This is a genomic window from Sphingomonas sp. GW822-FHT03G08, from assembly GCF_058801135.1.
In genome coordinates this window covers 594780-616858 of the sequence record NZ_JBXAMZ010000001.1, presented here as the reverse complement: position 1 = coordinate 616858, position 22079 = coordinate 594780, and the positions used below count along the sequence as shown (strand labels likewise).

Below are 22079 nucleotides of genomic sequence, written 5' to 3'. Positions count from 1 at the left end.
ACGCACGGAGGCGCTAACAGGAGCCAATGCAGGTCGATTTCTACCATCTGACGCAGCTCCCCCTGGAACGTGCGCTGCCCCGGATCGCCGAACGCGTGGTCGAGACCGGCGGGCGGCTGTTGATCGTCGCCGGCGAGGCGAGCCAGCGGGCCAGGCTGGACCAGCTGCTATGGACCTATACCCCCGAAAGCTTCCTGCCGCACGGCCAGGCGGGCGGGCCGGACGATGACCGCCAGCCGATCCTGATCGCCGGCGAGCCGGAAACGCCGGCCAATGGCGCGCGCAACATCGCGCTGGCCGACGGGGTGTGGCGTGAGGAGGCGCTGGGCTTCGACCGGGCCTTCCATTTCTTCGACGAGGACCGCATCGCCGAGGCGCGGGCCGCCTGGAAGGGACTGGCCGGACGCGAGGGGGTGGAGCGCAACTACTGGAAGCAGAACGAGCAGGGGCGCTGGGAGAAAGCGGCCTGAGTGTACGCTTCTGTACGCCGATATTTGCTTAGGTTGTGCGTAACGGCGGCTTGAGGCCGGTCGGTTTGATAAAGTTCTGCGGCTGTTTCCCTCCATGTGGGGTGTTGCACTTGCGGACGGTTTGGACGCGGAAGCTTGCACGGCTCTCTATTTCATCGTCATCCCGGCCTTGAGCCGGGATCCCGCTCCTTCCGCGATCGAGACTAGAGGGACCCCGGCTCAAGGCCGGGGTGACGGAAAATGGGTACGCGCCCGCGATCCCGCAGCCGCAGGACATCGCATCTTCTTCACGGTTCAAAGAGCGTCGGCAGGAACAATAGCGGAACGCGCGCCTGTAGGACAGCACGCCGCGCTTGCATCCGGCGCAACGCGGGACTAGGGAGCCGCGACTTTTCCACAACCATAAAGCAGGAGCCGCACGGCCATGGCCGCGAACCGGACCTTTTCGATCATCAAGCCCGATGCCACCCGCCGCAACATCACCGGCGCCGTCACCAAGATGCTGGAGGAGGCCGGCCTGCGCGTCGTCGCTTCGAAGCGCATCCAGATGACCCGCGAGCAGGCCGAGGGCTTCTACGGCGTCCACAAGGAGCGCCCCTTCTTCAACGACCTGGTCGAGTTCATGATCTCGGGTCCGGTCGTGGTGCAGGTGCTCGAGGGCGAGAACGCCGTGCAGCGCAACCGCGACATCATGGGCGCCACCAACCCGGCGAACGCCGATGCCGGCACCATCCGCAAGGAGCTGGCCGAATCGATCGAGGCGAACTCGGTGCACGGTTCGGACTCGGACGAGAACGCCGCGATCGAGATCGCGTTCTTCTTCAAGCCGGAAGAGATCGTCGGCTAAACGCTGACTTTCTTGCACCGTTTTGGATGCGAAGGGCCGGGGCGAAAGCACCGGCCTTTTTCGTGTTTGGGGGCGTGTGTCAGCTTTGGGGGATGGTGGATACAGTACGCCGTCATGCTGAACTTGTTTCAGCATCCAAGGAGCCGCCAAGGATATCCTTTGTGGAGCGTTGGATGCTGAAACAAGTTCAGAGTGACGAAGGTTTTTGCGGCTAGCTCCGCGGGAGCGTGATCGTTGCCACCAGGCCGCCGCCTTCACGGTTGGCCAGGCCGATCTCGCCGCTTGCGTCGCGGACGATTGCACGAGCCAGGGCGAGGCCCAGGCCGGCGCCGCCGGTCTCGCGATTGCGGGATTCCTCCAGGCGCGTGAAGGGATCGAAGACTTTCTCAAGCTTTTCCGGGGGGATACCGGGGCCGCGATCGCAGACTTCGATGCGGACATGGCGCTCGTCCGAGCGCAGGCGGACCTCTGTGGCACCGCCGCCATATTTCACCGCATTCTCGATCAGGTTGCGCACCGCGCGGCGCATCAGCGTGGGGCGGAGATGCATGCGCAGGCGCGGCGCTTCCTCGAAGGTGACGTCCTGATCGAGATCGCGGAAATCCTCGACGACGGCGTCGATCAAGGCGGACAAGTCAACATCGGTGGCTGGTTCGCTCGGACGTCCGAGCCGGGCGAGGCTGAGGATGTCGTCGAGCGTGTGGTTCATCTCGTCGATCGTGTCCGCCATGCGGGCGCGATCCTCTTCATCCTCTACCGACTCGATTCGTACGCGAAGCGCAGCAAGCGGCGTGCGCAGGTCGTGCCCGATCGCGCCGAGCATGCGGTCCTTTTCGTCGAGCATCGCGGTCACGCGGGTGCTGAGCGCATTGTACGCAGCGATCACCGCGCGGACGTCGCTGGGGCCGCTTTCCTCGACCGGATCGGCGTCTTCACCAGGATGGAAGGCGCTGGCGGCTGCGGCGAGCTTGCGCAGCGGCCGGGCGATGCGGTGGCCGGCCCAGAGCACGGGCACCAGCACGACGATGTAGAGGATCAAGGTCTGGGCGAGCAGCTGCCAGATCAGCGCGCGCTCGGAACGGGGCCAGGCCGAGCTGAGCGACAGCCAGCCCTTGCCGGGCAGCTCGACCGCGATCATCAGCTCGGCACCGAGGCGGCGCAGGCGCTCGGCACGGGCCGGGTCCATGCGCTTGAGCAGCGGGCGGCTGTCGTCGATCGGGCGGACCACCGCGATGACCTGGCCGACCTGCACGCCGCCATCGGTGAGGCCGCGGCGCAGGTCGCGCTCGATATCGGCGCGGCGGCCGAGTTCGGCGGGGATCGGATTGGCGGGGACGAAATCGACCCGGCCGCCGCGCGTCTGGCGGCGTTCCCGACCGTCGCGATCGTGTCCGTCCTGGCGGCCGGCGGGGCCTGGCGGCAGCGGAGGAGCGGGACGCGGGTTCACCGGGGTGCCGAGGCGCTCGGCAGCATCGATCAGCCGGGTGACGGTGGGGACGATGACCTGGGCGAAACGGGCATTCTGGCGCTCGCGGACGAGCAGGCCGAAGTTGATCGCCTGGGCAAGGAACAGCGCGACCGCGACGAGGAGGGCGATCTGGCCGGTCAGCGAGCGGGGGAAGAGGCGGGTCATGCGGCTGTTGTCATGCCCTTACTTGTTCCCCGGCGAAAGCCGGGCCCCAGGGTAACGGAGCGACACGGCAGAGAAACCCTGGGCCCCGGCTTTCGCCGGGGAAGCAGAAGAGGGAGCCCTCAAAGCCGCGTCACTTCGGCTGCCAGGGTGTAGCCGCCGCCCCAGACGGTCTTGATGATCGCGGGGTTGCGGGGATCGGGCTCGATCTTCTTGCGCAGCCGGCTGACCTGGTTGTCGATCGCGCGATCGAAGGCGGCGGCTTCGCGGCCCTGGGTGAGATCGAGCAGCTGGTCGCGGGTGAGCACCGCGCGGGGGCGGGTGACCAGGGCGTGGAGCAGATTGTACTCGCCGGTCGACAGCGGAACCGAGACGCCTTCGCGGTCCACGAGCGCGCGCTCGCCGGTCTTGAGCACCCAGCCGGCAAAGGCGAAGCTGCCCGCGTCGGGCGCGTGCTGGCGGGTGCCGCCGGCCTGGAGGCGGCGCAGCACCACCTTGATCCGGGCGGCGAGCTCGCGCGGCGAGAAGGGCTTCACGACATAATCGTCGGCGCCCATCTCGAGGCCGACGATCCGGTCGGTCTCCTCGCCGCGGGCGGTGAGCAGAATCACCGGCGTGTCGCTGGTCTCGCGGATATGGCGGCAGAGCGACAGGCCGTCCTCGCCGGGCATCATGATGTCGAGCACCACCAGGTCGATCGCATAGGCGGCCATGCGGGCGCGGGCGCCCTCGGCATCGCCGGACTGGGTGATCCGGAAGCCCTGCTTGGTGAGATATTGCGCGAGCGGTTCGCGGATCGAGCGCTCATCCTCGACGAGCAGCAGGTGCGGCGTTTCCGACATATCGGGTTCGTAGGTCATGGGCGGGCCGCAAGACAAGAGGGGGTGCCCGGGCAGGCGAGGAGGCAAGGTGCCTGCCCGGGCGAGTTTCCGGGCTGGCTCAGTTGTTACCCGAGCTGCCCGGCGGGGGACCCTGGCGATCGCGCATGCGGGCCATCATCGCGTCCATCTCTGCCTTGTCGATCTTGCCGTCGTGATTGGCGTCGATGCGGTCGAAGCGCTGGGCGGCCTGGGCCTGCATCTGATCGAGCGTGACGTCGCCGGTCATGCCGCGCATGCCCATGCCGCCGCCGCGCCCGGCGGCTTCGCGCTCGGCCTCGCTGACCTTGCCGTCCTTGTTGGTATCGAGCGCGGCGAAGCGCGCGGCGATGCCGGCGTTATATTCTTCCTTGGTGACGATGCCGTCGCCATTGGTGTCGAGCCGGCTGAGCATGCCGCCGCCGCGCTGCGGGGTATCCTGCGCGAAGGCCGGGGCGGTGATGGCCGATGCGGCGAAGGCGACGAGGAGGAACTTCTTCATCGGGTGCGAACTCCTTGGTCTCGGAGGTCCCAAGCCCCCGACAGGGTTCGCTTTTCGCGGCACGCTGTCGCACGGGTTTGTCACCCGCGCGGGAAACTGTCGCAACTTGTATCAGCCGAAGATGGCGACGCCCTGCATGGCCTCGGCGATGGGCTCGCCGGCGGCGTTCCAGATAGACATGCGCTGGGTGGAATAGCCGTCGCGTGCCGTGTCGGCATTGGCGTGGAGCAGCCACCAGCCGTCGGTGGTGGCGGGCGCGGCGGTCTGGAAGTTGATCTGCCAGTTGAGCGAGCTGAGCGGGGTACGTTTCTCCTCGAGCAGCTTGAAGGCGGCGGGGGGAAGGGCGTCGCCGATCGCCATCAGCTCGACAAAGGGGTGGAGGCCGGCATGGTCGCGCAGCCGGGCCCAGCGGAGCCATTCGGCCGGGCCGGTGCCGTCCTTCTCGTCGAAGAAGTTGAAGTTGCCGGTGAAGAAGTCGTCGGGGCCGGTATAGAGCTCGGCCTCGGCCGGCGGGGGCGTTACGGGCGCACGCTTCGCCGCGTCATGCGCGATGGTCGAGGCGAGCGGGGCCATGAACACGAAGGTGGCGCGCAGGCCGAGGCCGGCTTCCGACGTCACGTCCGACTGGAGGAAGGCGGCGTTGCGGCCGCGGCGCAGCTTCGTGGCGGTGACGGTGATCGGGCCAGCGAGCGGGCCGATGAACGCGACCTGGGCCGAGCGGAGCGGCGGCAGGTCGGGCTCGACCTCGAGCGCCGCCTGGAGCGCGAGCGCGGCGGATAAGCCCCCGTATGCCGTACGCCCCTGCATCCAGTCGGTGTGGACCGTGCTGGTGAAGCCGGATTCGGTGCGGATGGCCTCGGCGAGGATCGTGGCGAGCGGGGTCACGCGGCGATCCGGTCGCGCAGCTCGCGCTTGAGTACCTTGCCGATCGCGCTGCGGGGCAGTTCGTCGAGCTTGTGGATATCGGCGAGGCGCTGGGTCTTGCCGACCTGGGCGTTGAACCAGGCCAGCACTTCGGCGGGGTCCCCGGGGCCGGTGAAGAAGCCGACCGGGGTTTCGCCCCATTGCTCGGACGGCACGCCGATCACCGCGCAGTCGGTGACCTGGGGGTGGGTGATGAGGATCGCCTCGAGGTCGGAGGGGTAGATGTTGAAGCCGCCCGAGATGATGAGGTCCTTCTTGCGGTCCATCAGGATCAGGAAGCCGTCCTCGTCGAAGCGGCCGACATCGCCGTGGCGGATGTAGCGATTGCCATCGCCGTCATGCCAGGTGGCATCGGCAGTGGCGTCGGCGCGGCCGTGATAGCCGGTCATCATCGCGCCCGAGCGTCCGACGACTTCGCCCATTTCGCCTCGGGGGACCTCCTTGCCGTCTTCGTCGATCAGGCGGAGATCCTGGCCGGGAAGCGGCACGCCCACCGTGTGGAGCTTGGTCGGGTTGGCGTTGCAGACCAGAACCGTGGTGCCGCCGCCTTCCGTCATGCCGTAATATTCGACCAGCAGGCCGGGCCAGCGGGCGAGGATGTCGGCCTTGAGCGCGGCGGAGAATGGGGCGCTGGTGCAGGTCTTGAGCTGGAAGCTCGACAGGTCGAAGCTGTCGAAATCGGGGAGCGCCATGATCCGCTGATACTGGACGGGGACGAGCATTGCGTGGGTGGCGCGGTGCTTTGCCGCCTGGGTCACGAAGGTGCGCGCGTCGAACTTGCCGAGCAGTACCGTGGTGCCACCCCAGGCGATCGTCGGGATGAAGCTGACCAGGGTGGTGTTCGAATAGAGCGGCGTGGCGATCATCGTCACCGCGCTGCCGAAGCCGCCGGGCGCGCGGGCGATGTGGATCCAGCGCATCGACTGGGGCTGGACGATGCCCTTGGGCGTGCCGGTGGTGCCGGAGCTGTAGATGATGTTGAAGGGGTCGTCGGGGCCGATCGTCACCGGCGCGGGCTTCGATCCTTCGGGGGCAAGGAAATCGTCCAGCGCCTCGAGGCGCACGGGCTTCGCCGTGACCTGTGCATCGCCGAGTGCCTTGATGCCGGTCTCGTCGAGGAAGAGGATCCTGGCGTCACTGTCGGCGACCATTGCGGCGAGCTGGGCGGGCGTGGCCGAGGGCTGGAGCGGCGCGGGGACGCCGCCGGCGCGCAGGGTGGCGAAGAAGGCGGCGCCATATTCGATCGAGGAGGCGGCGAGGATGGCGACCGCATCGCCCTTGCCGACGCCTTCGCGCTGGAGCGCGGCGGCGAGGCGATCGAGCAGGGCGTCGAGTCCCGCATAGGAGATCGACTTGTCTTCGAAGATCATCGCCGGCTTGTCCGGCCGCTCGGCGGCATGGCCGCGGATCAGATCGGAGACCGTGGCGAATTCGCCCGCCAGCATTTCCTCGGTACGCATGCATCCTCCCGGTTACCGGCAGGACTAGAAGAGCACCCGCGCGAACGCCATACGCAATTTTCGAAAAATCACTCGGTCGCGGGTTCGGGCTCGGGCGCGCGGATATGGACGAACAGCGCGATGATGAGGGCGGCGATCGCCATCAGCGCGCCGGCGACGAGGAAGGCGGCACCGTCGAAGCCGTGATGCGATCCGGCGGCCAGCGCCTGGGTGGCGATCAGCGGGCCGAGGATCGCCGCGACATTGTTCATGCTAGACACCCCGCCCTGCAGCGCGCCCTGGTGCGACGGGCCGACCATGTTCGACAGCGTCCCGTTGAGAGCCGGATAGGCGAAGGCGCCAAACGCGCCGATCAGGAAGAAGGCATAGACCTGCCAGCCTTGCTGGATGAAGGCGTAGGAGAACAGGGTGAAGGAGGCGCAGCCGAGCGCGATCAGCGCGGCGTTGCGCTCGCCGACGCGCTTGATGACGCGGCCGGTGAGCAGCGCCTGGACCAGCACCGTCAGGAAGCCGACATAGGCAAGCGACCAGCCGATCGCGGTGGCGTCCCAGCCGAAGCGGATCGCCGCCCAGAAGGACCAGGTCGACGGGTAGACGGTGCCGGCGAGCTGCCAGAAGAACCAGGCGAGCAGCAGCGGGCCGGCATTGCCGGCATGGAAGAGCGGGCGGAAGGCGCCGATGATGTGCGCATCGGACCAGCGGAACGGGCGGCGGTTTTCCTGGGCGAGCGTCTCGGGCAGGAAGAAGAACATGACGACCGCATTCAAGGCGGCGCAGATCGCGGCGATCAGGAAGGGCGCGCGCAGCCCGAGGCCCGCGCTGATGCCGCCGAGCGCGGGACCCAGGATGAAGCCGACGCCGAACGCCGCGCCGACGAGGCCGAACACGGCGCTGCGCTTCTCGGGCGGCGTGACGTCGGCGATCACCGCGCTCGCCGGGCCGAAGGTGGCGCCCGCAATGCCGGCGATTACGCGGCCGACGAACAGCCACACCAGGCTGGGCGCGGCGGCCATCAGCGCATAGTCGATCGCGAAGGCGATCATCGAGAGGATGAGGACCGGGCGGCGGCCGAACCGGTCACCGAGATTGCCAAGCACCGGGCCGGCGAAGAAGCCGGCAATGGCGAAGGCGGCGAGCATCCAGCCTGCGATGCGGGTGGCGTCGTCCAGCCCGACATGGCCGAGCTCGGTGACCAGCGCCGGCAGGACCGGCATGACGATGCCGAAGCCGATCACGTCGATAAGCACGGCGACGAGCACGATCGGCACCGCGCGATGTTCGAACTTCATTGGTATCCCCTCTTCGCTAAATGCTTAGCAGAGGTTCGTGCCGGCGCGCGGCATTTTTCGTCGTTATTCCCGCGAAGGCGGGAATCCATTCTCGCTGGTTTTCGTGGGTCTCACTTTGTTTGGCGGCAATGGATCCCCGCCTTCGCGGGGATGACGGAATGGAGTGGTGACAGTTGTGGCTTGACGGTTGCTGAGCCATACCGCAAATTCGAAACAAGCAAGAAGACTATCCCGGGAGAGAGTGATGGCCACGGCCCCCGATATCGATGCGCCGGTGAATCCGCTGGATGCGTTCCGCAACGAAGCGCGCGCGTGGATCGCCGCGAACTTCCCGCCGAGCCTGAAGGGCAAGGACAATGCGATGTCCGCGGTCGAGGGGCCGCATACCAACTCGCCCGAGGAGGATGCCTGGCAGACGGCGATGGGCGAGAAGGGCTGGGGCGTGCCGACCTGGCCCAAGGAATATGGCGGGGGCGGGCTTAGCCGGGCCGAGGCGCGGGTGCTGCAGGAGGAGATGCAGCGCGCGGGCGCGTGGAACCCGATCGGCGGCATGGGCGTGATGATGTTCGGCCCGACCCTGCTCGAATATGGCACCGAGGAGCAGAAGCGCGAGCATATCCCGGCGATCGCCAAGGGGCTGGTGCGCTGGTGCCAGGGCTATTCGGAACCGGGCGCGGGATCGGACCTGGCCTCGCTGCAGACCTTCGCCGAGGATCATGGCGACCATTATGTCGTCAACGGCCAGAAGACCTGGACCAGCGGCGGCCAATGGGCGGACAAATGCTTCATGCTGGTCCGCACCGACAAGTCGAAGAAGCACGAGGGCATCACCTTCGTGCTGTGCGACATGGATGCGCCGGGCGTGGAAGTGCGGCCGATCCAGCTGATCTCGGGTAGCTCGCCCTTCTGCGAGACCTTCTTCACCGACGTGAAGGTGCCCAAAAGCAACCGGGTTGGGCAGGAAGGCGAGGGCTGGACGATCGGCAAGCGCCTTCTCCAGCATGAGCGCTCAAGCCTGTCGGGCGGCGGATCGACCGCGGGGCGGATGTTCTCGGGCGCGTCGCTCGGCCAGATCGCCAAGAAATATGTCGGCGTCGATGCCGAGGGGCGGATCGCCGATGCGGACCTGCGCTCGCGGATCGCGCGGCACGAGATGGACCTGCGCAGCTTCATGCTGACGCTGCGCCGCACCGCGCTGGAGGCGAAATCGAACCAGGGGCCGAGCGCCGCCACCTCGATCATGAAGAATGTCGGCGCACGGATCATGCAGGAACGCTCCGAACTGCTGATCGAGATCCGCGGGCTCGCCGGCCTTGGTTGGGAGGGCGAGGGATTCGAGGAGGATGCGCTGAAGGATGTGCGCAGCTGGCTCTTCGGCAAGGCGGTGTCGATCTATGGCGGCTCGACCGAGATCCAGAACAACGTGATCGCCAAGCGCATCCTGGGGATGCTGGACCATCAATAGTGCCGTCACCCCCGCGGAAGCCGGGGTCTCTCTCCAATCAGCGTGCGCTCGCGGCACGAGATCCTGGCCTTCGCCGGGATGACGAGGTGAAAATGGCTATCCTGACCGAAGAACAGACGATGCTGCGCGACATGGCGCGGGAGTGGGCGGACAATGAGGCGCCGGTCAGCGCGTTCCGCAAGATGCGCAATGCCGCGCCGGCTGCCGGCTATGACGCGGACATGTGGCGGGCGCAGGCCGAGATGGGTTGGGCCGGCATCCTGGTGCCCGAGGCGCAGGGCGGGGCGGGCATGGGCTATGTCTCGCTGGGGCTGGTGCTCGAGCAATTGGGCCGCAACCTGGTTGCGACGCCGCTGGCCAGCACGGCGGCGGCGACCAGCGCGATCCTGATGGGCGGATCCGACGCGCAGCAGGCCGAATGGCTGCCCAGGATCGCGGCGGGCGAAGTGGTCGCGACGCTGGCGATCGACGAAGGGCCGCGCTTCGACCCTTCGAAGATCGCCACGACGGTGAGCGGCGGCACGCTGAGCGGCGTGAAGGCGTTCGTGCCCGAGGGCGACAGCGCGCAGCTGTTCGTCGTGGCGGCGACCGACGGGCTCCATCTCGTCGCTGGCGATGCCGGGGTGACGCGTTCGCCGCGCTACCTGACCGATGGCCGCAGCCATGCGCAGGTGACGTTCGACAATGCCCCGGCCGAGGTGCTCGACGGCGGTGCCGAACTGATCGGCCATGTCGCGGATCGCGCGGCGGCGGCGGCTTCGGCGGAGATGCTCGGCATGGCCGAGAGCGCCTTTGCCCAGACCAATGACTATCTGAAGACGCGCGTCCAGTTCGGCCAGGTGCTGGCGAGTTTCCAGGCGCTGCAGCACCGCATGGCGAAGATGTTCACCGAGCTCGAACTGTGCCGCTCCGCCGTGGAAGGCGCGCTGGAGGCGATCGACAGCGGGCGGGCCAATGTCGCGCAGGAAGTCAGCCTGGCCAAGGCAGTGGCGAACGAGACGCTGCATCTGGTGAGCCGCGAGATGATCCAGCTGCACGGCGGCATCGGCATGACCGACGAGCATGATGCGGGCTTCTATCTGAAGCGCGCGCGGGTACTGGAAGCGCAGTGGGGGAACGCGGCCTGGCATCGCGAGCGGTTTGCGCGGTTGAACGGGTACTGAGGAAACAGCGGCGGGGATGACGAATTATAAGGGCTGCGAATTCACTGTTCGAAGATCGATTCGGCCAAGGGTATCGGAAACGCCCCTGCAACATATGACATTTGCGCAACACTGCTAGTTCAGTCCCCTTTTGCAACCTTTGTTCTGCTTGACGTCCCTCGGGGAAGTGTCAGTATTCGAGGATAGGGTATGGAGCCGTAAAGTGCTCTGGCCCGTGGTGGGAGAGATGATGATGATGCGGTTACGCCTTTTGTCGTGCGTTGCTGTTCCGGCGCTTTCGATTGCGCTTGCTGCCCCGGCCTTTGCCCAGAACACCCAGACAACGCCGGCGGACGCAACTACCCAGGATCAGGGCGTCTCCGACCCCAATGAGATCGTCGTCACTGCCCAGGGCCGCGCCCAGGTGCTGGCCGATGTTCCGCTCGCCGTCTCGGCGGTGACGTCCACGCAGCTCGAGCGCACCGGCGCCAACGACATCCGCGCGCTCAACCAGGTCGCGCCGTCGCTGCTCGTCTCCTCGACCGGCAGCGATGCCAACACCTCGGCCCGCATCCGCGGCGTCGGCACGGTGGGCGACAATCCGGGCCTCGAAAGCTCGGTCGCGACCTTCATCGACGGTGTCTATCGCTCGCGCACCGGCCTCGGCCTCAACGACCTGGGCGAGATCGAGCGGATCGAAGTGCTGCGCGGCCCGCAGGGTACGCTGGGCGGGCGCAACGCCTCGGCCGGCATGCTGAGCGTCACCACCAAGCAGCCCGAGTTCACCTTTGGCGGCATGGCCGAGGCGACCTATGGGAATTACGATGCGTGGCGCCTGCAGGGCGCGGTGACCGGCCCGCTTTCCGAGCAGGTCGCGTTCCGGCTGGACGGTCTCTATTCGAAGCGCGACGGCTTCTATCACGACGTCAATACCGGTCGCGACATCAACAATCGCGACCGCTATCTGGTGCGCGGCCAGCTGCTGTTCCAGCCGAATTCGGACATCTCGGTCCGCCTGATCGCCGACTATAGCCACCGCAAGGAGGATTGCTGCGCCGCCGTCTATGCGACGGCCGATGTCTCCTCCACCAATGCCGGGCTGATCGCGCCGGGCACGCCGGTGGCGACGGTGCTGACCGGGATCACCGGAACGACCTTCGCGCAGTATTTCCCCGGCTACAACAACGCCTATTCGCGCCGCATCGCGACCAGTGCCAACCGTTCCTATACCGGCAAGACCAAGGATTGGGGCTTCTCGGGCGAAGTGAACTGGAACCTGGGCGATGTCGAGCTGACCTCGATCACCGCCTATCGCGACTATGACAACACCCAGGCGTCGGATGCCGATTACGGCCTGGCCGACATCCTCTATTTCGGGCCGAAGAGCGGCCGCCACTTCAAGACCTTCACCCAGGAACTGCGCTTCCACGGCGATGCGTTCGGCGGCAAGCTCGACTGGCTGGTCGGCGGCTATTACGCGCATGAGGACCTCGACACCAAGAGTGAGCTCAAGTTCGGCAACGACTATGGCCGCTTCGCCGCCTGCCGCGTGGTCTATGGTTCGTTCAGCGCCTTCTATAACCCCAACAATGTCGGCTGCCTGACGCCGACCGGCGTTGCGGTGCTGAGCAACACGCTTGGGCCGCTCGGCGCGGCGGGCTCGGCGATGGTGCAGGGCCTGCAGCGGCTCGACACGGTGCGCAATGTCGGCGACGACACCGCGAACTTCGACCAGACCAGCTCGAACTTCGCGTTCTTCACGCACAATATCGTGCACATCGCCAAGGGCTTCGACCTGACCCTGGGCGCGCGCTACACCAACGAAACCAAGAAGCTGAATGCCAACTTCAACAACAACAACACGGTGTGCCCGGCGCAGCAGGCGGCGCTGCTGCCCTATATGGGCGTCGCGGCGCTGGCGCCGCTGGCGGGTGGCATCATCACGCTGAGCTGCCAGGGCGGATCGTCCTCGGCGCTGAACGCGCTGACGCTCAACGACACGCGCAAGGAAGACAAGTTCACCGGCACGGCGATCCTGTCGTACAAGCCGAGCGACGACGTGATGATCTATGCGAGCTACTCGCGCGGCTACAAGGCGGGTGGCTTCAACCTGGATCGCTCGGCCTTCAAGAACCCGAGCGCGACCCAGCCGCTGCCGATCTTCCCGATCAGCACCGCCAATGCCGGCTACTACGCCGATGTGCTCCAGTTCGACGAGGAAACGGTGAACGCCTATGAGGCGGGCATGAAGTACTCGACGAAGGGCTTCAACCTGAACGTTGCCGGTTTCCGCCAGGAATTCAGCAACTTCCAGCTGAACACTTTCAATGGCACGGTCTATCTCGTCCAGAACATCAATGGCTGCAAGACGAGCCTGGGCGGCGGCGATCGCGACCTGAGCGCGACGACGGGCGCCTGTCCGGCGGGCCAGACCAAGCCGGGCGTGGTCTCGACCGGCTTCGAAATCGAAATGGGCCTGTCGCCGGTGCGTGCGCTCAACTTCAACTTCGGCCTGACCTACGCGAAGACCAAGTACGCCAACAACCTGGTGGGCTCGAAGACGGGTGCGCCGCTCGATCCGGCGCTGCGCCTGCTGCCGGGACAGCTGCTCTCGAACGCGCCGGAACTGGTGGCGACCGGTTCGGCGGCCTGGACGCCGTCGCTGGGCGGTGGGCTGCGCGGCCTGCTCTATGTCGATAGCCGCCTGGCCGACAACTACAACACCGGCTCGGACCTGTTCCCGCAGAAGACGCAGGACAGCTTCGTGGTGGTGAACGGCCGCATCGGCATCGGCAGCGAGGACCAGAAATGGGCGCTCGAGCTGTGGGTGCAGAACGCGACCAAGGCCAATTACATGCAGGTTGGCTTCAACTCGCCGTTCCAGGCGGTGAGCACGACGCCGACCCCGGGCTTCCCGGGTGGTTCGCAGATCTTCTCGGCCTTCCTGGCCGAGCCGCGGACCTACGGCATCACGCTGCGCTCGCGCTTCTGATCCTGCAAGGCAGGGGTGTGGAACGGGCTCGCGGGGCAACCTGCGGGCCCGTTTCCGTTTGGGCGTGGCTTGCCGGGGCGGGTGAAAATGGACATCCTCACGGCTTCGCGGATGGGGAGATGCTCGTGATCCGGTTGCTGCGCGTCCTGACGCCATTGTGCCTGAGCCTGTTCGCCACGCCCGCCTTTGCCCAGGCGACGGCGCGGACCTGTGGTGCCGAGGAAAGCGTGGGGCCGGCCTGCCTGCTGGTGCACCAGATGCTGCCGGCCCTGCCGGCGAAACCGGTCTATTGGCATCTCGACACCTTCCCGACCCGCGAGGCGGCGAGCAAGGCGGCGACGGCCAATGGCACGGTCGTCGAGGCATTCGGTGCGGTGTGGCTGTTCACGATCGAAGGCGAAGGCTGGCGGCCAAAGGGCGGCACGCATGTCGCCGATATCGGGCCGCTGCCAGTCGAGCCGGCGCCGAGCTTTGCCGCCGAATATCTGCGCTCGGTGTTCACGCCGGGGATGACGGCGCCGCTGCATGTCCATTCCGGGCCGGAAGCGTTCTTCGCGGTCAGCGGCGACACCTGCCTGGAGACGCCGGAGGGCGCGCGGACCGGTAAGGGGCCGGGCAACAATCTGGTCATTCAGGGCGGCCCGCCAATGCTGCTGATGGCGATCGGCAAGGAACCGCGAAAGGGCTTCGCACTGATCCTGCACGATATGGCCAAACCGCCGACGACGCTGACCCAGGCCTGGCAGCCCAAAGGACTTTGCGCGGCGGAGGCGGCGAGGCCCTGAGGCTTTCAGACCGCGTTCAGGCGAAGGGCGCGAGGACGGGGCATCGACCTTGGAGGTATGCTCGATGCGTTCGCTGGTTCCCGCCCTTGCCCTGACGATCCTGGCGCTGCCGGCTGCGGCCCATGCACAGGGCAACCCCGCGCCGCAATGCGCGGTCAGCGTGCAGTTCGCCAGCTATGCGATGGGAATCGACCGGCCCGCCTTCGACCGGGTGCAGGCGTTGCTCAAGCGCGATCGTGGCGTGCGGAGTATCGACGCGCGGCGCTGGGGGCGGGAAGGGGAGACCAATCTCTGCGTGCAAACCCGCAAGGCCGGGGACGCGCGGCGGATCTTCGGGCGGGTGAAGGCAGTGCTGCCGGCCAGGCCGCGTGGGCCGATCGTGGTCGAGGCGCGGGGCGGTTTGCGGTTCGAGGCACCACGAGCTCATTGAATCGTGCACGATCGTGCGAATTGACTCGCATGATTATACACGATAATGCGGATTCATGACTGTTGATCCCCCCAATGCGCGGCGTGACGTGATTGCGGCCCGGCTGGCCAATGGACAGCCGGTGTCGGCCGGTACCCTCGCCGCCGAGTTCGAAGTTTCCGAGGATGCAATTCGGCGCGACCTGCGTGCGCTGGCGGCCGAGGGTAAGTGCCGGCGCGTCTATGGCGGGGCGCTGCCGGTCTCGCCGGTCGCCGTGCCGATGGCCGCGCGGATCGAGGGCGATCAGGGGCGGAAGCGAGCGCTGGCCCGCGCGGCGGTGACGACGATCCGGCCGGGCGAGTTCCTGTTCCTCGACAGCGGCAGCACCAATCTCGCGCTGGTCGAGTTCCTGCCGGAGGATGCCGACCTGACCATTGCCACCAACTCGGTGGATATCGCCGCGGCGATGCTGCGGCGGCAGGACCTGCGACTGATCGTGCTCGGCGGGCAGGTCGATCCGATCATCGGCGGCTGCGTGGATGCGGTGGCGATGCAGGCGCTGATGCAGATGCGCTTCGATCGGGCGTTCATCGGTGCCTGTTCGGCCTCCGACGAAGGGGTGGGGGCTTTCCAGCTGGACGACGCCACCTTCAAGCGCGCGGTGATCGCCGGGGCGAAGCGGACGGTAGTGCTGGTTACCGACGACAAGCTGGAGCGTGAAGCGCCGTACCGGGTTGCGGGGCTGGGCCAGATCGACATGCTGGTGGTGGAGGCAAGCGCGACCGACATGCAGCGCGGCGCACTCGATGCCGCAGGCTGCCGTACCATCCTGATCGCCGATCCGGCCTAAGCAGGGGGCGAGGCATGACGACTTCCGCCGATAGCCCGGCCACGCGGCTGGCCACGCGCCTTTCGTTCCTGGTCGCCGGGTTCGGAATCTCCTGCTGGGCGCCGCTGGTGCCCTTTGCCAAGGAGAGGCTCCAGATCGATAGCGCTATGCTGGGGCTGCTGCTGCTCTGCATCGGCATCGGATCGATCCTGGCGATGCTGGCGACCGGGCCGATCAGCGCCCGCTATGGCGGCAAGCCGGTGATCGTGACGAGCGGCATCGCCCTGGCGCTGATCCTGCCGCTGCTGACCATCGCGGCGACCCCGGTTACCCTGGGCGGTGCGCTGCTGCTGTTCGGCGCGGCGCTGGGTTCGCTGGACGTGGCGATGAACGTGCACGCGGTGGAAGTGGAGCGGGCGGCGCCCGTGCCGCTGATGTCCGGATTCCATGCGCTGTTCAGCATCGGCGGCTTTGCCGGCGCGGCGCTGATGACGATTTTCCTGTCGCTCAAGGTGAGCGCGCTCGCCGGCAGCCTGGTCTGCGCGGCGATCATGCTGGGAGCGATGCTCATTGCCTGGCCACGGCTGCTGCCGGCGGTGCGGGGCGAAGAGGGGCCGCTGTTCGTGCGGCCGCATGGCGTGGTGGTGCTGCTGGCCGTGCTCGCCATGGCGACCTTCCTGGCCGAAGGGGCAATGCTCGACTGGAGCGCCCTGCTCATCACCCAGATGGGGCTGGTGGGCGCGACCCAGGGTGGGCTTGGCTATATCCTGTTCGCGATCGCGATGACCACCGGGCGGCTGCTCGGAGATGCGCTGACCGCGCGGCTGGGGGATTACCGCACCTTGCTGGGCGGCGGACTGGTTGCGGTTGCGGGCTTCGCGGTGCTGCTGAGCGTGCCAGTCGCGCCGATTGCGCTGGGCGGCTTCCTGCTGATCGGGCTGGGCGCATCGAACATCGTGCCCGTGCTGTTCCGCATCGCCGGGGAGCAGACGCAAATGCCGCCCGCGCTGGCGATCGGGGCCATCACGACGCTTGGCTATGCCGGCATTCTCGCCGGGCCTGCCGGGATCGGCGTGGTGGCGGAGGCGGTCGGGCTCAGAGCCGCGTTCTGGATACTGGCGGTGTTGTTGCTGCTGGTGCCGTTCACTGCCCGGCGGACCACACGCGCGGCGCAGGCCTGAAATCGGCCGAGCCGGCTCAGGCGATGCCTGTGCCGCCCAGCTCACAGGCGGGGATTACCGCGTCCGCCTGGCCGAGGGTGAGCCATTCGCGCACCAGCGGGTGGCCGAGCAATCGGCGCGAATAGGACTCCGCGACCCCGTCCAGCGCGACCCCATAGGTGACGAAGCGGATCGCGGGCGGTGCGAACATGATGTCCGCTACACCGAATTCGCCGAGCAGCCAGGCCCCGCCTCCGCCAAAGCGGCGGCGGCCCTCTGTCCAGATCTCCCGAATGCGAGCGATGTCGGCGACAAGATCGGGGGTCATCTCGACCTGACGATCGCGCCCGCGTGCGTTGTACGACATGCTATTACGCAGATGCTGGAAGCCGGCATGCATCTCCGCGCAGATACCGCGGGCATAAGCGCGTTTTGCGGGGTCCGCGGGCCAGATATGGGGATGGGCATCGGCGAGGTGCATGATGATCGCCAGCGTGTCCCAGATCGTCACACCGTCATCGATGAGCACCGGGACCTTGGCGGTGGGCGAATAGCGGAGCAACCACTCCCGACTATGCTCGCCGTAAAGGGGGATGGTGACCTCGTCGAACGGAAGCTGCAGCCAGCGCAGAAGCAGCCAGGCCCGCATCGACCAGGAGGAATAGTTCTTCGGGCCCAGGATCAGGGTGAGTCTCGCCATTGCGTATGGTCCCCCGGCATCGATGCAAAGCCAAGCATGGCGCGGTCGGACCGGATATGCACGAGACGAAGGCCGGTAAGCCACACGATATTGCGACTAGCTTGCAATAGCACCTCTGCGCTGCTAGCCGCACCCCCGATCAAGCTGCTCCGCCTGAGAGCGGCACCAAATTCGGGGGTTCCCAAAATCATGTCCGTGCGTTCGCGCCTCTCGCTGCTTTCCCTGCCGTTGCTGGCGCTCACCGTCGCGATGCCGCAGGTCGCGTTCGCCCAGCAGGCCGAACCGCAGAAGGACGCCGAGGATAGCGAAGAGATCGTGGTCACCGCCGCACGCACGGTGCTGCCGCCGAATGCGCTGCCGCTTACGATCGATGTGATCGACAAGCAGCGGCTCGATCAGCAGATCGCGATCTCGGGCTCGGTGACCGATGCGGTGGCGAACCTGACCCCGTCCTTCTCGCCGACCCGCCAGAAGCTGTCGGGCGCGGGCGAGACGCTGCGCGGGCGCTCGCCGCTCTATGCGATCAACGGCATTCCGCAATCGACCCCGATGCGCGATGGCAGCCGCGACGGCTTCACGATCGATGGCTTCTTCGTCGATCGGGTCGAGCTGATCTACGGCTCGAACGCGCTGCAGGGGATTGGCGGCACCGGCGGTATCGTCAACCAGGTCACGGTGGGTGCGCCGAAGACCGAAGGGATCAGCGGGCGCGTGCTGCTGCAGGGCACGGCGGACAATGACTTCAGCAAGGACGGGCTGGGCGGCAAGGCAGCCGGGCTGGTGCAGTGGAAGTCGGGCCGTTTCGATGCGACCTTCGGCGCGGCCTATGAGAAGCGCGGTGTGTTCTATGACGGCGACGGGCGCCGCGTCGGCCTGAACCTCACCCAGGGCGAGACGCAGGATTCCAAGACCGTCTCGCTGTTCTCGCGCATTGGCTATCAGGTGGGCGATACCGGGCGGATCGACCTGATCGCCAGCCGCTTCGAGCTGAAGGGCGATGGCGACTATATCGCGGTGGTTGGCAACCGTGCCACCGGCCTGCCGACCAGCGCGACGCGCGGCGATGCGCCGGGCAAGGCCGCGGCGAGCCGCACCGAGAGCGTAGCCCTGACCTATACCGACACGTCGCTGGGCGGCGGCAACTTCGTCGGCCAGATCTTCTTCAACCGCACGCATGACACGTTCGGCGGCGAGATCCTGCCGATCGCGACCTTCCAGGATCCGACGCTCGATCCGACCGAGAAGCTGTTCGACCAGTCGGAGAACCGTTCGCGCAAGCTGGGCGCCAAGCTGAGCTATGAGCGCGCTGTACCCGGCTTCGAGGCGCTGACCGCGACCATCGGCTTCGACGCGCTGGTCGACAAGACCGAGCAGCGGCTGATCGCGACCAATCGCGTCTGGGTGCCGCCCAGCGATTTCCGCAGCCTCGCGCCGTTCGTGCAGGGCAATCTGAAGCTGTTCGGTGGCAAGCTGCGCCTGGCAGGCGGCGCGCGCTACGAGAATGTCGAAATCAAGATCGACGATTACCACACGCTCGCCTCGACCACCTATGTCGCGCCGAACAAGGCGACCTATGGCGGCGTTGCGGTCTCCGGCGGCAAGCCGAAGTTCGAGGACCTGCTGTTCAACGGAGGCGTGATCGTCGAGCCGGTTACCGGCATCCGCGCCTACGCGAGCTATGCCGAGGGCTTCACCGTGCCCGACATCGGCCGCATCACCCGGGCGATCCGGGTGACCGGCGTCGACCTCGACAATTATCTCGACATCTCGCCGATCGTCTCGAACAACCGCGAGATCGGCGTGGAAGTGAAGCGCGGGCCGCTCGATGGCTCCGTCACCTATTTCTGGTCATCGAGCGACAAGGGCCAGTTGCTGATCGCGCGCGCCGCCGGCATCTTCGACGTGCAGCGCCAACGGGTGGAGATCCAGGGGCTCGAGGTCAATCTGGGCGTGAAGCTGCCGGTGCCGGGGCTCAAGGCGAGCGTCGGCTATGCGCATCTGAGCGGCCGTTATGACGCCGACACGGTGCCGGACGGCAAGGTCGATACCGATCTCGACGGCACCAACATCTCGCCGGACCGCGTCAACCTAGCGGCGGACTATCAGAAGGGTCCGTTCAGCGCCCGTGTGCAGGCCCAGTTCTACCTCTCGCGCCACTTCAACGGTAAGGCGCGGGCGATCGACGATGCCAACCCGCTGCATCCGCAGAAGCTCTACATGAACGACTTTGGCGGCTATGTGCTGACCGACGCATATGTCCGCTACCAGACGAAGCTGGGCGGGCTGAGCCTCAGCGTCGCCAACCTGTTCGACAAGATGTACATCGACTACGCCTCTGACACTCGCCTGCCGAACGACAACACCGTCTTCTATGCGGGGCGCGGGCGCACCTTCACCCTGAGCTGGGACTATCGCTTCTGATGCAGCGCGGCGTGATGGGATGGCTGGACCTGATCCACCGCTGGACAGGCGGCGTGCTCGGGCTGGTGCTGGCGACATTGGGGCTGACCGGCGCGATCCTCGTCCATGAGGATAGCTGGCTGGGCTGGACGTTGCCGCATGCCGCGGACGTGCGCGTGGCCGATCCGAACGTGATCGCGGCGACCACCGCGAAGCTGATGGCGGCCGAACCCAAGGCGCAGGGCATCACCTATGCCAGCGACGGGCTCGGGCTGCACCAGGTGCGGATGGCCAGGGGCGCCGGCGCCTATGCCGACCAGGCGGGCAATGTCGTGACGCGGTGGGATAGCCAGTGGAGCCGGCCCGAGCATTGGCTGTTCGACCTGCACCATCATTTGTTCACTGGCGATTTCGGCGAGACGATCATCGGGATCGCCGGGCTGGCGGGCATCCTGTTCGTGATCACCGGATCGATCCTGTGGTGGCGGACGCGCAAGACCTTCAAGTTCCGGCTCTGGCCCAAGCGGCTGAGCCGGCCGATGATCGTGATGCAGCACCGCGACCTGGGCGTCGTGATGGCGCCCTTGCTGCTGCTCTCGGCAGTGACCGGCACGATGATGATCTTCAAGCCGTTCGCGCAGTTGATCACCATGCCCTTCTCTTCGCCCTCGGCCGATGCCGCGGCGATGAAGCCGCCCAAGGTGAAGAGCGGGCCGCTGGCCGCGCATCCGGACTGGCGTGGGATCATCGCGGCTTCCTATGCGCGCTTCCCCGATGCGCAGATTCGCATCCTCTCGCTGCCGCGCAAGGCCGGTGACCCGATCCTGGTGCGGATGAAGCGCGCCGGGGAGTGGTTGCCCAATGGCCGCTCGAACATCTGGTTCGACGCCGCGGACGGGCACATACTCGGCTCAATCGACGCGCTGGCGCTGCCCAAGGGCGCGCAGGTGTTCAACGGCGCCTATCCGCTGCACGCCGCCAAGGTGGGCGGGCTGCTCTACCGGCTGGTGATGACCTGCTCGGGGCTGGCGATGCTGCTGCTCGGCAGCCTGGCGGTGTGGAGCTTCTGGTTCAAGCGACCCAAGCCGAAGAAGGCGGTGCGGAAGGCCTAAGACTGCGCCGCGACCATATGCACGATGTCGTCGCCGACCCATTCAATCAGTGGCGCATCGTAGTTGCCCATCGCCACGACAGTATATCCGGTCTCCCAGACGATCCGGCTCATCGAGTTGATGCCGGAAAAGGCACCGCCACCGTTGTGCCCACGCACCGTCTTGTCGCCGATCTTTCGGTGCAGGAAGCCATAGCCATATTGGTTATAGCCCTTCTGCAGGCCGGTCATCTCCTCGGCCATGGCAGGCGACAGCAGCTTGCCTGCGCGCAGGGCCTGCAGGAACCGCGTCATGTCTCCAGCCGTGCTATAGGCGCCGCCGCAGGAGTTGCCCCGATAGCCGCGACCCTGGAAAGTCGAATTGCCGATTCTCGTTCCGAAACCGAGAAAGTCGGAGTCCGGGAAGCGATACCCCTCTGCCCTGAGGGGCGAGATTTCATCGACCCTATAATAGATCGTGTTCTTCATGCCGGCGCGATCGAATACGCGGCTCTGTACCGCATCATAATAGCTCTGTCCGGTCAATTTCTCGACGATCGCGCCCAGCAGAATGAAACCCTCGTTACTATAACCGGCCTGCGTTCCCGGCGTGAAATCGAGCGGCTTGGCGGCGAAGCGCGGCAGCAATTCGCTGACTCGCTCGAAGGGGCGGAAGCGGTCGATTTCGGGGTCTCCGAACGAGGAGGCGACGCCGGACTGGTGGCTTAGCAGATGCCGGATGGTAATGGCCTTGGCAGCGTCGGCGTTGGGATAATCCGGCAGCACATCGACAACACGCGTATCGAGCGTCAGCCGGCCCTGCTCGATCAACTGACCGATCAGTACGGCGGTGAACATCTTGTCCATCGAGCCGGTGTGGAATCGGGTGTCCATCGTATTGGGAACGTTGAAGTTCTTGTTCGCCTGGCCGAAGGCGCCGCTGTAGATCAACTCGCCGTTCTTCATGACCAGCACCGAGCCCGAGAATTCGTCGCGCGCCGCAGCGAAGCGCAGCCGGTCGTCGATCGCCTTGCGCAGCGCTGCGCGGGAAACCGGTTGCGCGATGAGCTGCGTGGGGTAGGCGGACGGGCGTGCGTAGGCGTTGAACCGGGTTACGCCATTCGACGG

19 protein-coding genes are annotated in these 22079 nt (G+C 66.6%); 11 read left to right on the top strand and 8 right to left on the bottom strand.

The features are described 5' to 3' along the window. The first annotated feature begins 26 nt into the window (after positions 1 to 26). On the top strand, positions 27 to 470 hold the full coding sequence (locus tag AC1RJ5_RS02680; protein WP_269575216.1) for a DNA polymerase III subunit chi: 444 nt from the start codon (positions 27 to 29) through the stop codon (positions 468 to 470). Positions 471 to 894: 424 nt separating this feature from the next. After that, on the top strand, positions 895 to 1317 hold the full coding sequence (gene ndk / locus AC1RJ5_RS02675) for a nucleoside-diphosphate kinase (protein ID WP_184166551.1): 423 nt from the start codon (positions 895 to 897) through the stop codon (positions 1315 to 1317). Positions 1318 to 1528: 211 nt separating this feature from the next. Here the strand turns inward: ndk and AC1RJ5_RS02670 are convergent, their stop codons facing one another. The 6 genes from AC1RJ5_RS02670 to AC1RJ5_RS02645 form a co-directional block, all read right to left on the bottom strand. Beyond that, positions 1529 to 2950: a sensor histidine kinase gene (locus AC1RJ5_RS02670; protein WP_269575217.1), complete on the bottom strand. Its 1422-nt coding sequence runs from the start codon at positions 2948 to 2950 to the stop codon at positions 1529 to 1531. Positions 2951 to 3069: 119 nt separating this feature from the next. Beyond that, positions 3070 to 3789 (bottom strand): response regulator, encoded by a 720-nt coding sequence (locus AC1RJ5_RS02665; RefSeq protein WP_269576447.1) that lies wholly within the window; start codon positions 3787 to 3789, stop codon positions 3070 to 3072. Positions 3790 to 3886: 97 nt separating this feature from the next. Then, a complete protein-coding gene (locus tag AC1RJ5_RS02660; RefSeq protein WP_269575218.1) occupies positions 3887 to 4306 on the bottom strand; it encodes an EF-hand domain-containing protein in 420 nt (139 codons plus the stop codon). 111 nt (positions 4307 to 4417) lie between these two features. After that, positions 4418 to 5191 carry a thioesterase family protein gene (locus tag AC1RJ5_RS02655; protein ID WP_493111550.1) on the bottom strand — a complete coding sequence of 258 codons (774 nt, stop codon included), beginning with the start codon at positions 5189 to 5191 and terminating at the stop codon, positions 4418 to 4420. After that, positions 5188 to 6690: a class I adenylate-forming enzyme family protein gene (locus tag AC1RJ5_RS02650; protein ID WP_493111548.1), complete on the bottom strand. Its 1503-nt coding sequence runs from the start codon at positions 6688 to 6690 to the stop codon at positions 5188 to 5190. The genes AC1RJ5_RS02655 and AC1RJ5_RS02650 overlap by 4 nt, the downstream gene beginning before the upstream one ends. A gap of 68 nt (positions 6691 to 6758) precedes the next feature. Continuing rightward, positions 6759 to 7979: a TCR/Tet family MFS transporter gene (locus AC1RJ5_RS02645; RefSeq protein WP_269575221.1), complete on the bottom strand. Its 1221-nt coding sequence runs from the start codon at positions 7977 to 7979 to the stop codon at positions 6759 to 6761. Positions 7980 to 8223: 244 nt separating this feature from the next. Here AC1RJ5_RS02645 and AC1RJ5_RS02640 point away from each other — a divergent pair, with 244 nt between their 5' ends. The 7 genes from AC1RJ5_RS02640 (at position 8224) to AC1RJ5_RS02610 (ending at position 16782) form a co-directional block, all read left to right on the top strand. After that, positions 8224 to 9444, top strand: a complete 1221-nt coding sequence (locus AC1RJ5_RS02640) for an acyl-CoA dehydrogenase family protein (protein WP_493111546.1) — start codon at positions 8224 to 8226, stop codon at positions 9442 to 9444. A gap of 92 nt (positions 9445 to 9536) precedes the next feature. Then, positions 9537 to 10607: an acyl-CoA dehydrogenase family protein gene (locus AC1RJ5_RS02635; protein ID WP_493111544.1), complete on the top strand. Its 1071-nt coding sequence runs from the start codon at positions 9537 to 9539 to the stop codon at positions 10605 to 10607. A 235-nt stretch (positions 10608 to 10842) separates the two neighbouring features. Then, complete coding sequence (locus tag AC1RJ5_RS02630) at positions 10843 to 13578, top strand: TonB-dependent receptor (RefSeq protein WP_493114619.1); 2736 nt, start codon at positions 10843 to 10845, stop codon at positions 13576 to 13578. 125 nt (positions 13579 to 13703) lie between these two features. Further along, positions 13704 to 14363, top strand: coding sequence for a hypothetical protein (locus AC1RJ5_RS02625; RefSeq protein WP_269575224.1), 660 nt, complete (start codon positions 13704 to 13706; stop codon positions 14361 to 14363). A gap of 64 nt (positions 14364 to 14427) precedes the next feature. Next, the gene (locus AC1RJ5_RS02620; RefSeq protein ID WP_269575225.1) at positions 14428 to 14793 is read left to right on the top strand and encodes a hypothetical protein; all 366 of its coding nucleotides are present in this window, start codon (positions 14428 to 14430) and stop codon (positions 14791 to 14793) included. Positions 14794 to 14848: 55 nt separating this feature from the next. Further along, positions 14849 to 15622, top strand: a complete 774-nt coding sequence (locus tag AC1RJ5_RS02615; protein WP_269575226.1) for a DeoR/GlpR family DNA-binding transcription regulator — start codon at positions 14849 to 14851, stop codon at positions 15620 to 15622. A gap of 14 nt (positions 15623 to 15636) precedes the next feature. Next, entirely contained in the window at positions 15637 to 16782 is a 1146-nt protein-coding gene (locus AC1RJ5_RS02610) for an MFS transporter (RefSeq protein WP_493111540.1), read from the top strand. Positions 16783 to 16798: 16 nt separating this feature from the next. Here the strand turns inward: AC1RJ5_RS02610 and AC1RJ5_RS02605 are convergent, their stop codons facing one another. Beyond that, complete coding sequence (locus tag AC1RJ5_RS02605) at positions 16799 to 17461, bottom strand: glutathione S-transferase family protein (RefSeq protein ID WP_493111538.1); 663 nt, start codon at positions 17459 to 17461, stop codon at positions 16799 to 16801. A 189-nt stretch (positions 17462 to 17650) separates the two neighbouring features. Here AC1RJ5_RS02605 and AC1RJ5_RS02600 point away from each other — a divergent pair, with 189 nt between their 5' ends. Both AC1RJ5_RS02600 and AC1RJ5_RS02595 read left to right on the top strand, forming a co-directional pair. Beyond that, positions 17651 to 19882, top strand: coding sequence for a TonB-dependent receptor (locus AC1RJ5_RS02600; RefSeq protein WP_493111536.1), 2232 nt, complete (start codon positions 17651 to 17653; stop codon positions 19880 to 19882). Further along, on the top strand, positions 19882 to 20973 hold the full coding sequence (locus AC1RJ5_RS02595; protein WP_493111534.1) for a PepSY-associated TM helix domain-containing protein: 1092 nt from the start codon (positions 19882 to 19884) through the stop codon (positions 20971 to 20973). The genes AC1RJ5_RS02600 and AC1RJ5_RS02595 overlap by 1 nt, the downstream gene beginning before the upstream one ends. On the opposite strand, the gene AC1RJ5_RS02590 is transcribed toward AC1RJ5_RS02595, so the two are convergent. After that, positions 20970 to 21965 carry a serine hydrolase domain-containing protein gene (locus tag AC1RJ5_RS02590; protein WP_493114617.1) on the bottom strand — a complete coding sequence of 332 codons (996 nt, stop codon included), beginning with the start codon at positions 21963 to 21965 and terminating at the stop codon, positions 20970 to 20972. The two genes, AC1RJ5_RS02595 and AC1RJ5_RS02590, sit on opposite strands and share 4 nt — an antisense overlap. Between the last annotated feature and the right edge of the window lie 114 nt (positions 21966 to 22079).

Coding starts and splice junctions, on each gene's coding strand:
- AC1RJ5_RS02645 (WP_269575221.1), bottom strand. CDS start 7,979: ATGAAGTTCGAACATCGCGCGGTGCCGATCGTGCTCGTCGCCGTGCTT.
- ndk (WP_184166551.1), top strand. CDS start 895: ATGGCCGCGAACCGGACCTTTTCGATCATCAAGCCCGATGCCACCCGC.
- AC1RJ5_RS02615 (WP_269575226.1), top strand. CDS start 14,849: ATGACTGTTGATCCCCCCAATGCGCGGCGTGACGTGATTGCGGCCCGG.
- AC1RJ5_RS02670 (WP_269575217.1), bottom strand. CDS start 2,950: ATGACCCGCCTCTTCCCCCGCTCGCTGACCGGCCAGATCGCCCTCCTC.
- AC1RJ5_RS02635 (WP_493111544.1), top strand. CDS start 9,537: ATGGCTATCCTGACCGAAGAACAGACGATGCTGCGCGACATGGCGCGG.
- AC1RJ5_RS02610 (WP_493111540.1), top strand. CDS start 15,637: ATGACGACTTCCGCCGATAGCCCGGCCACGCGGCTGGCCACGCGCCTT.
- AC1RJ5_RS02650 (WP_493111548.1), bottom strand. CDS start 6,690: ATGCGTACCGAGGAAATGCTGGCGGGCGAATTCGCCACGGTCTCCGAT.
- AC1RJ5_RS02595 (WP_493111534.1), top strand. CDS start 19,882: ATGCAGCGCGGCGTGATGGGATGGCTGGACCTGATCCACCGCTGGACA.
- AC1RJ5_RS02630 (WP_493114619.1), top strand. CDS start 10,843: ATGCGGTTACGCCTTTTGTCGTGCGTTGCTGTTCCGGCGCTTTCGATT.
- AC1RJ5_RS02680 (WP_269575216.1), top strand. CDS start 27: ATGCAGGTCGATTTCTACCATCTGACGCAGCTCCCCCTGGAACGTGCG.
- AC1RJ5_RS02665 (WP_269576447.1), bottom strand. CDS start 3,789: ATGTCGGAAACGCCGCACCTGCTGCTCGTCGAGGATGAGCGCTCGATC.
- AC1RJ5_RS02600 (WP_493111536.1), top strand. CDS start 17,651: ATGTCCGTGCGTTCGCGCCTCTCGCTGCTTTCCCTGCCGTTGCTGGCG.
- AC1RJ5_RS02620 (WP_269575225.1), top strand. CDS start 14,428: ATGCGTTCGCTGGTTCCCGCCCTTGCCCTGACGATCCTGGCGCTGCCG.
- AC1RJ5_RS02660 (WP_269575218.1), bottom strand. CDS start 4,306: ATGAAGAAGTTCCTCCTCGTCGCCTTCGCCGCATCGGCCATCACCGCC.
- AC1RJ5_RS02605 (WP_493111538.1), bottom strand. CDS start 17,461: ATGGCGAGACTCACCCTGATCCTGGGCCCGAAGAACTATTCCTCCTGG.
- AC1RJ5_RS02640 (WP_493111546.1), top strand. CDS start 8,224: ATGGCCACGGCCCCCGATATCGATGCGCCGGTGAATCCGCTGGATGCG.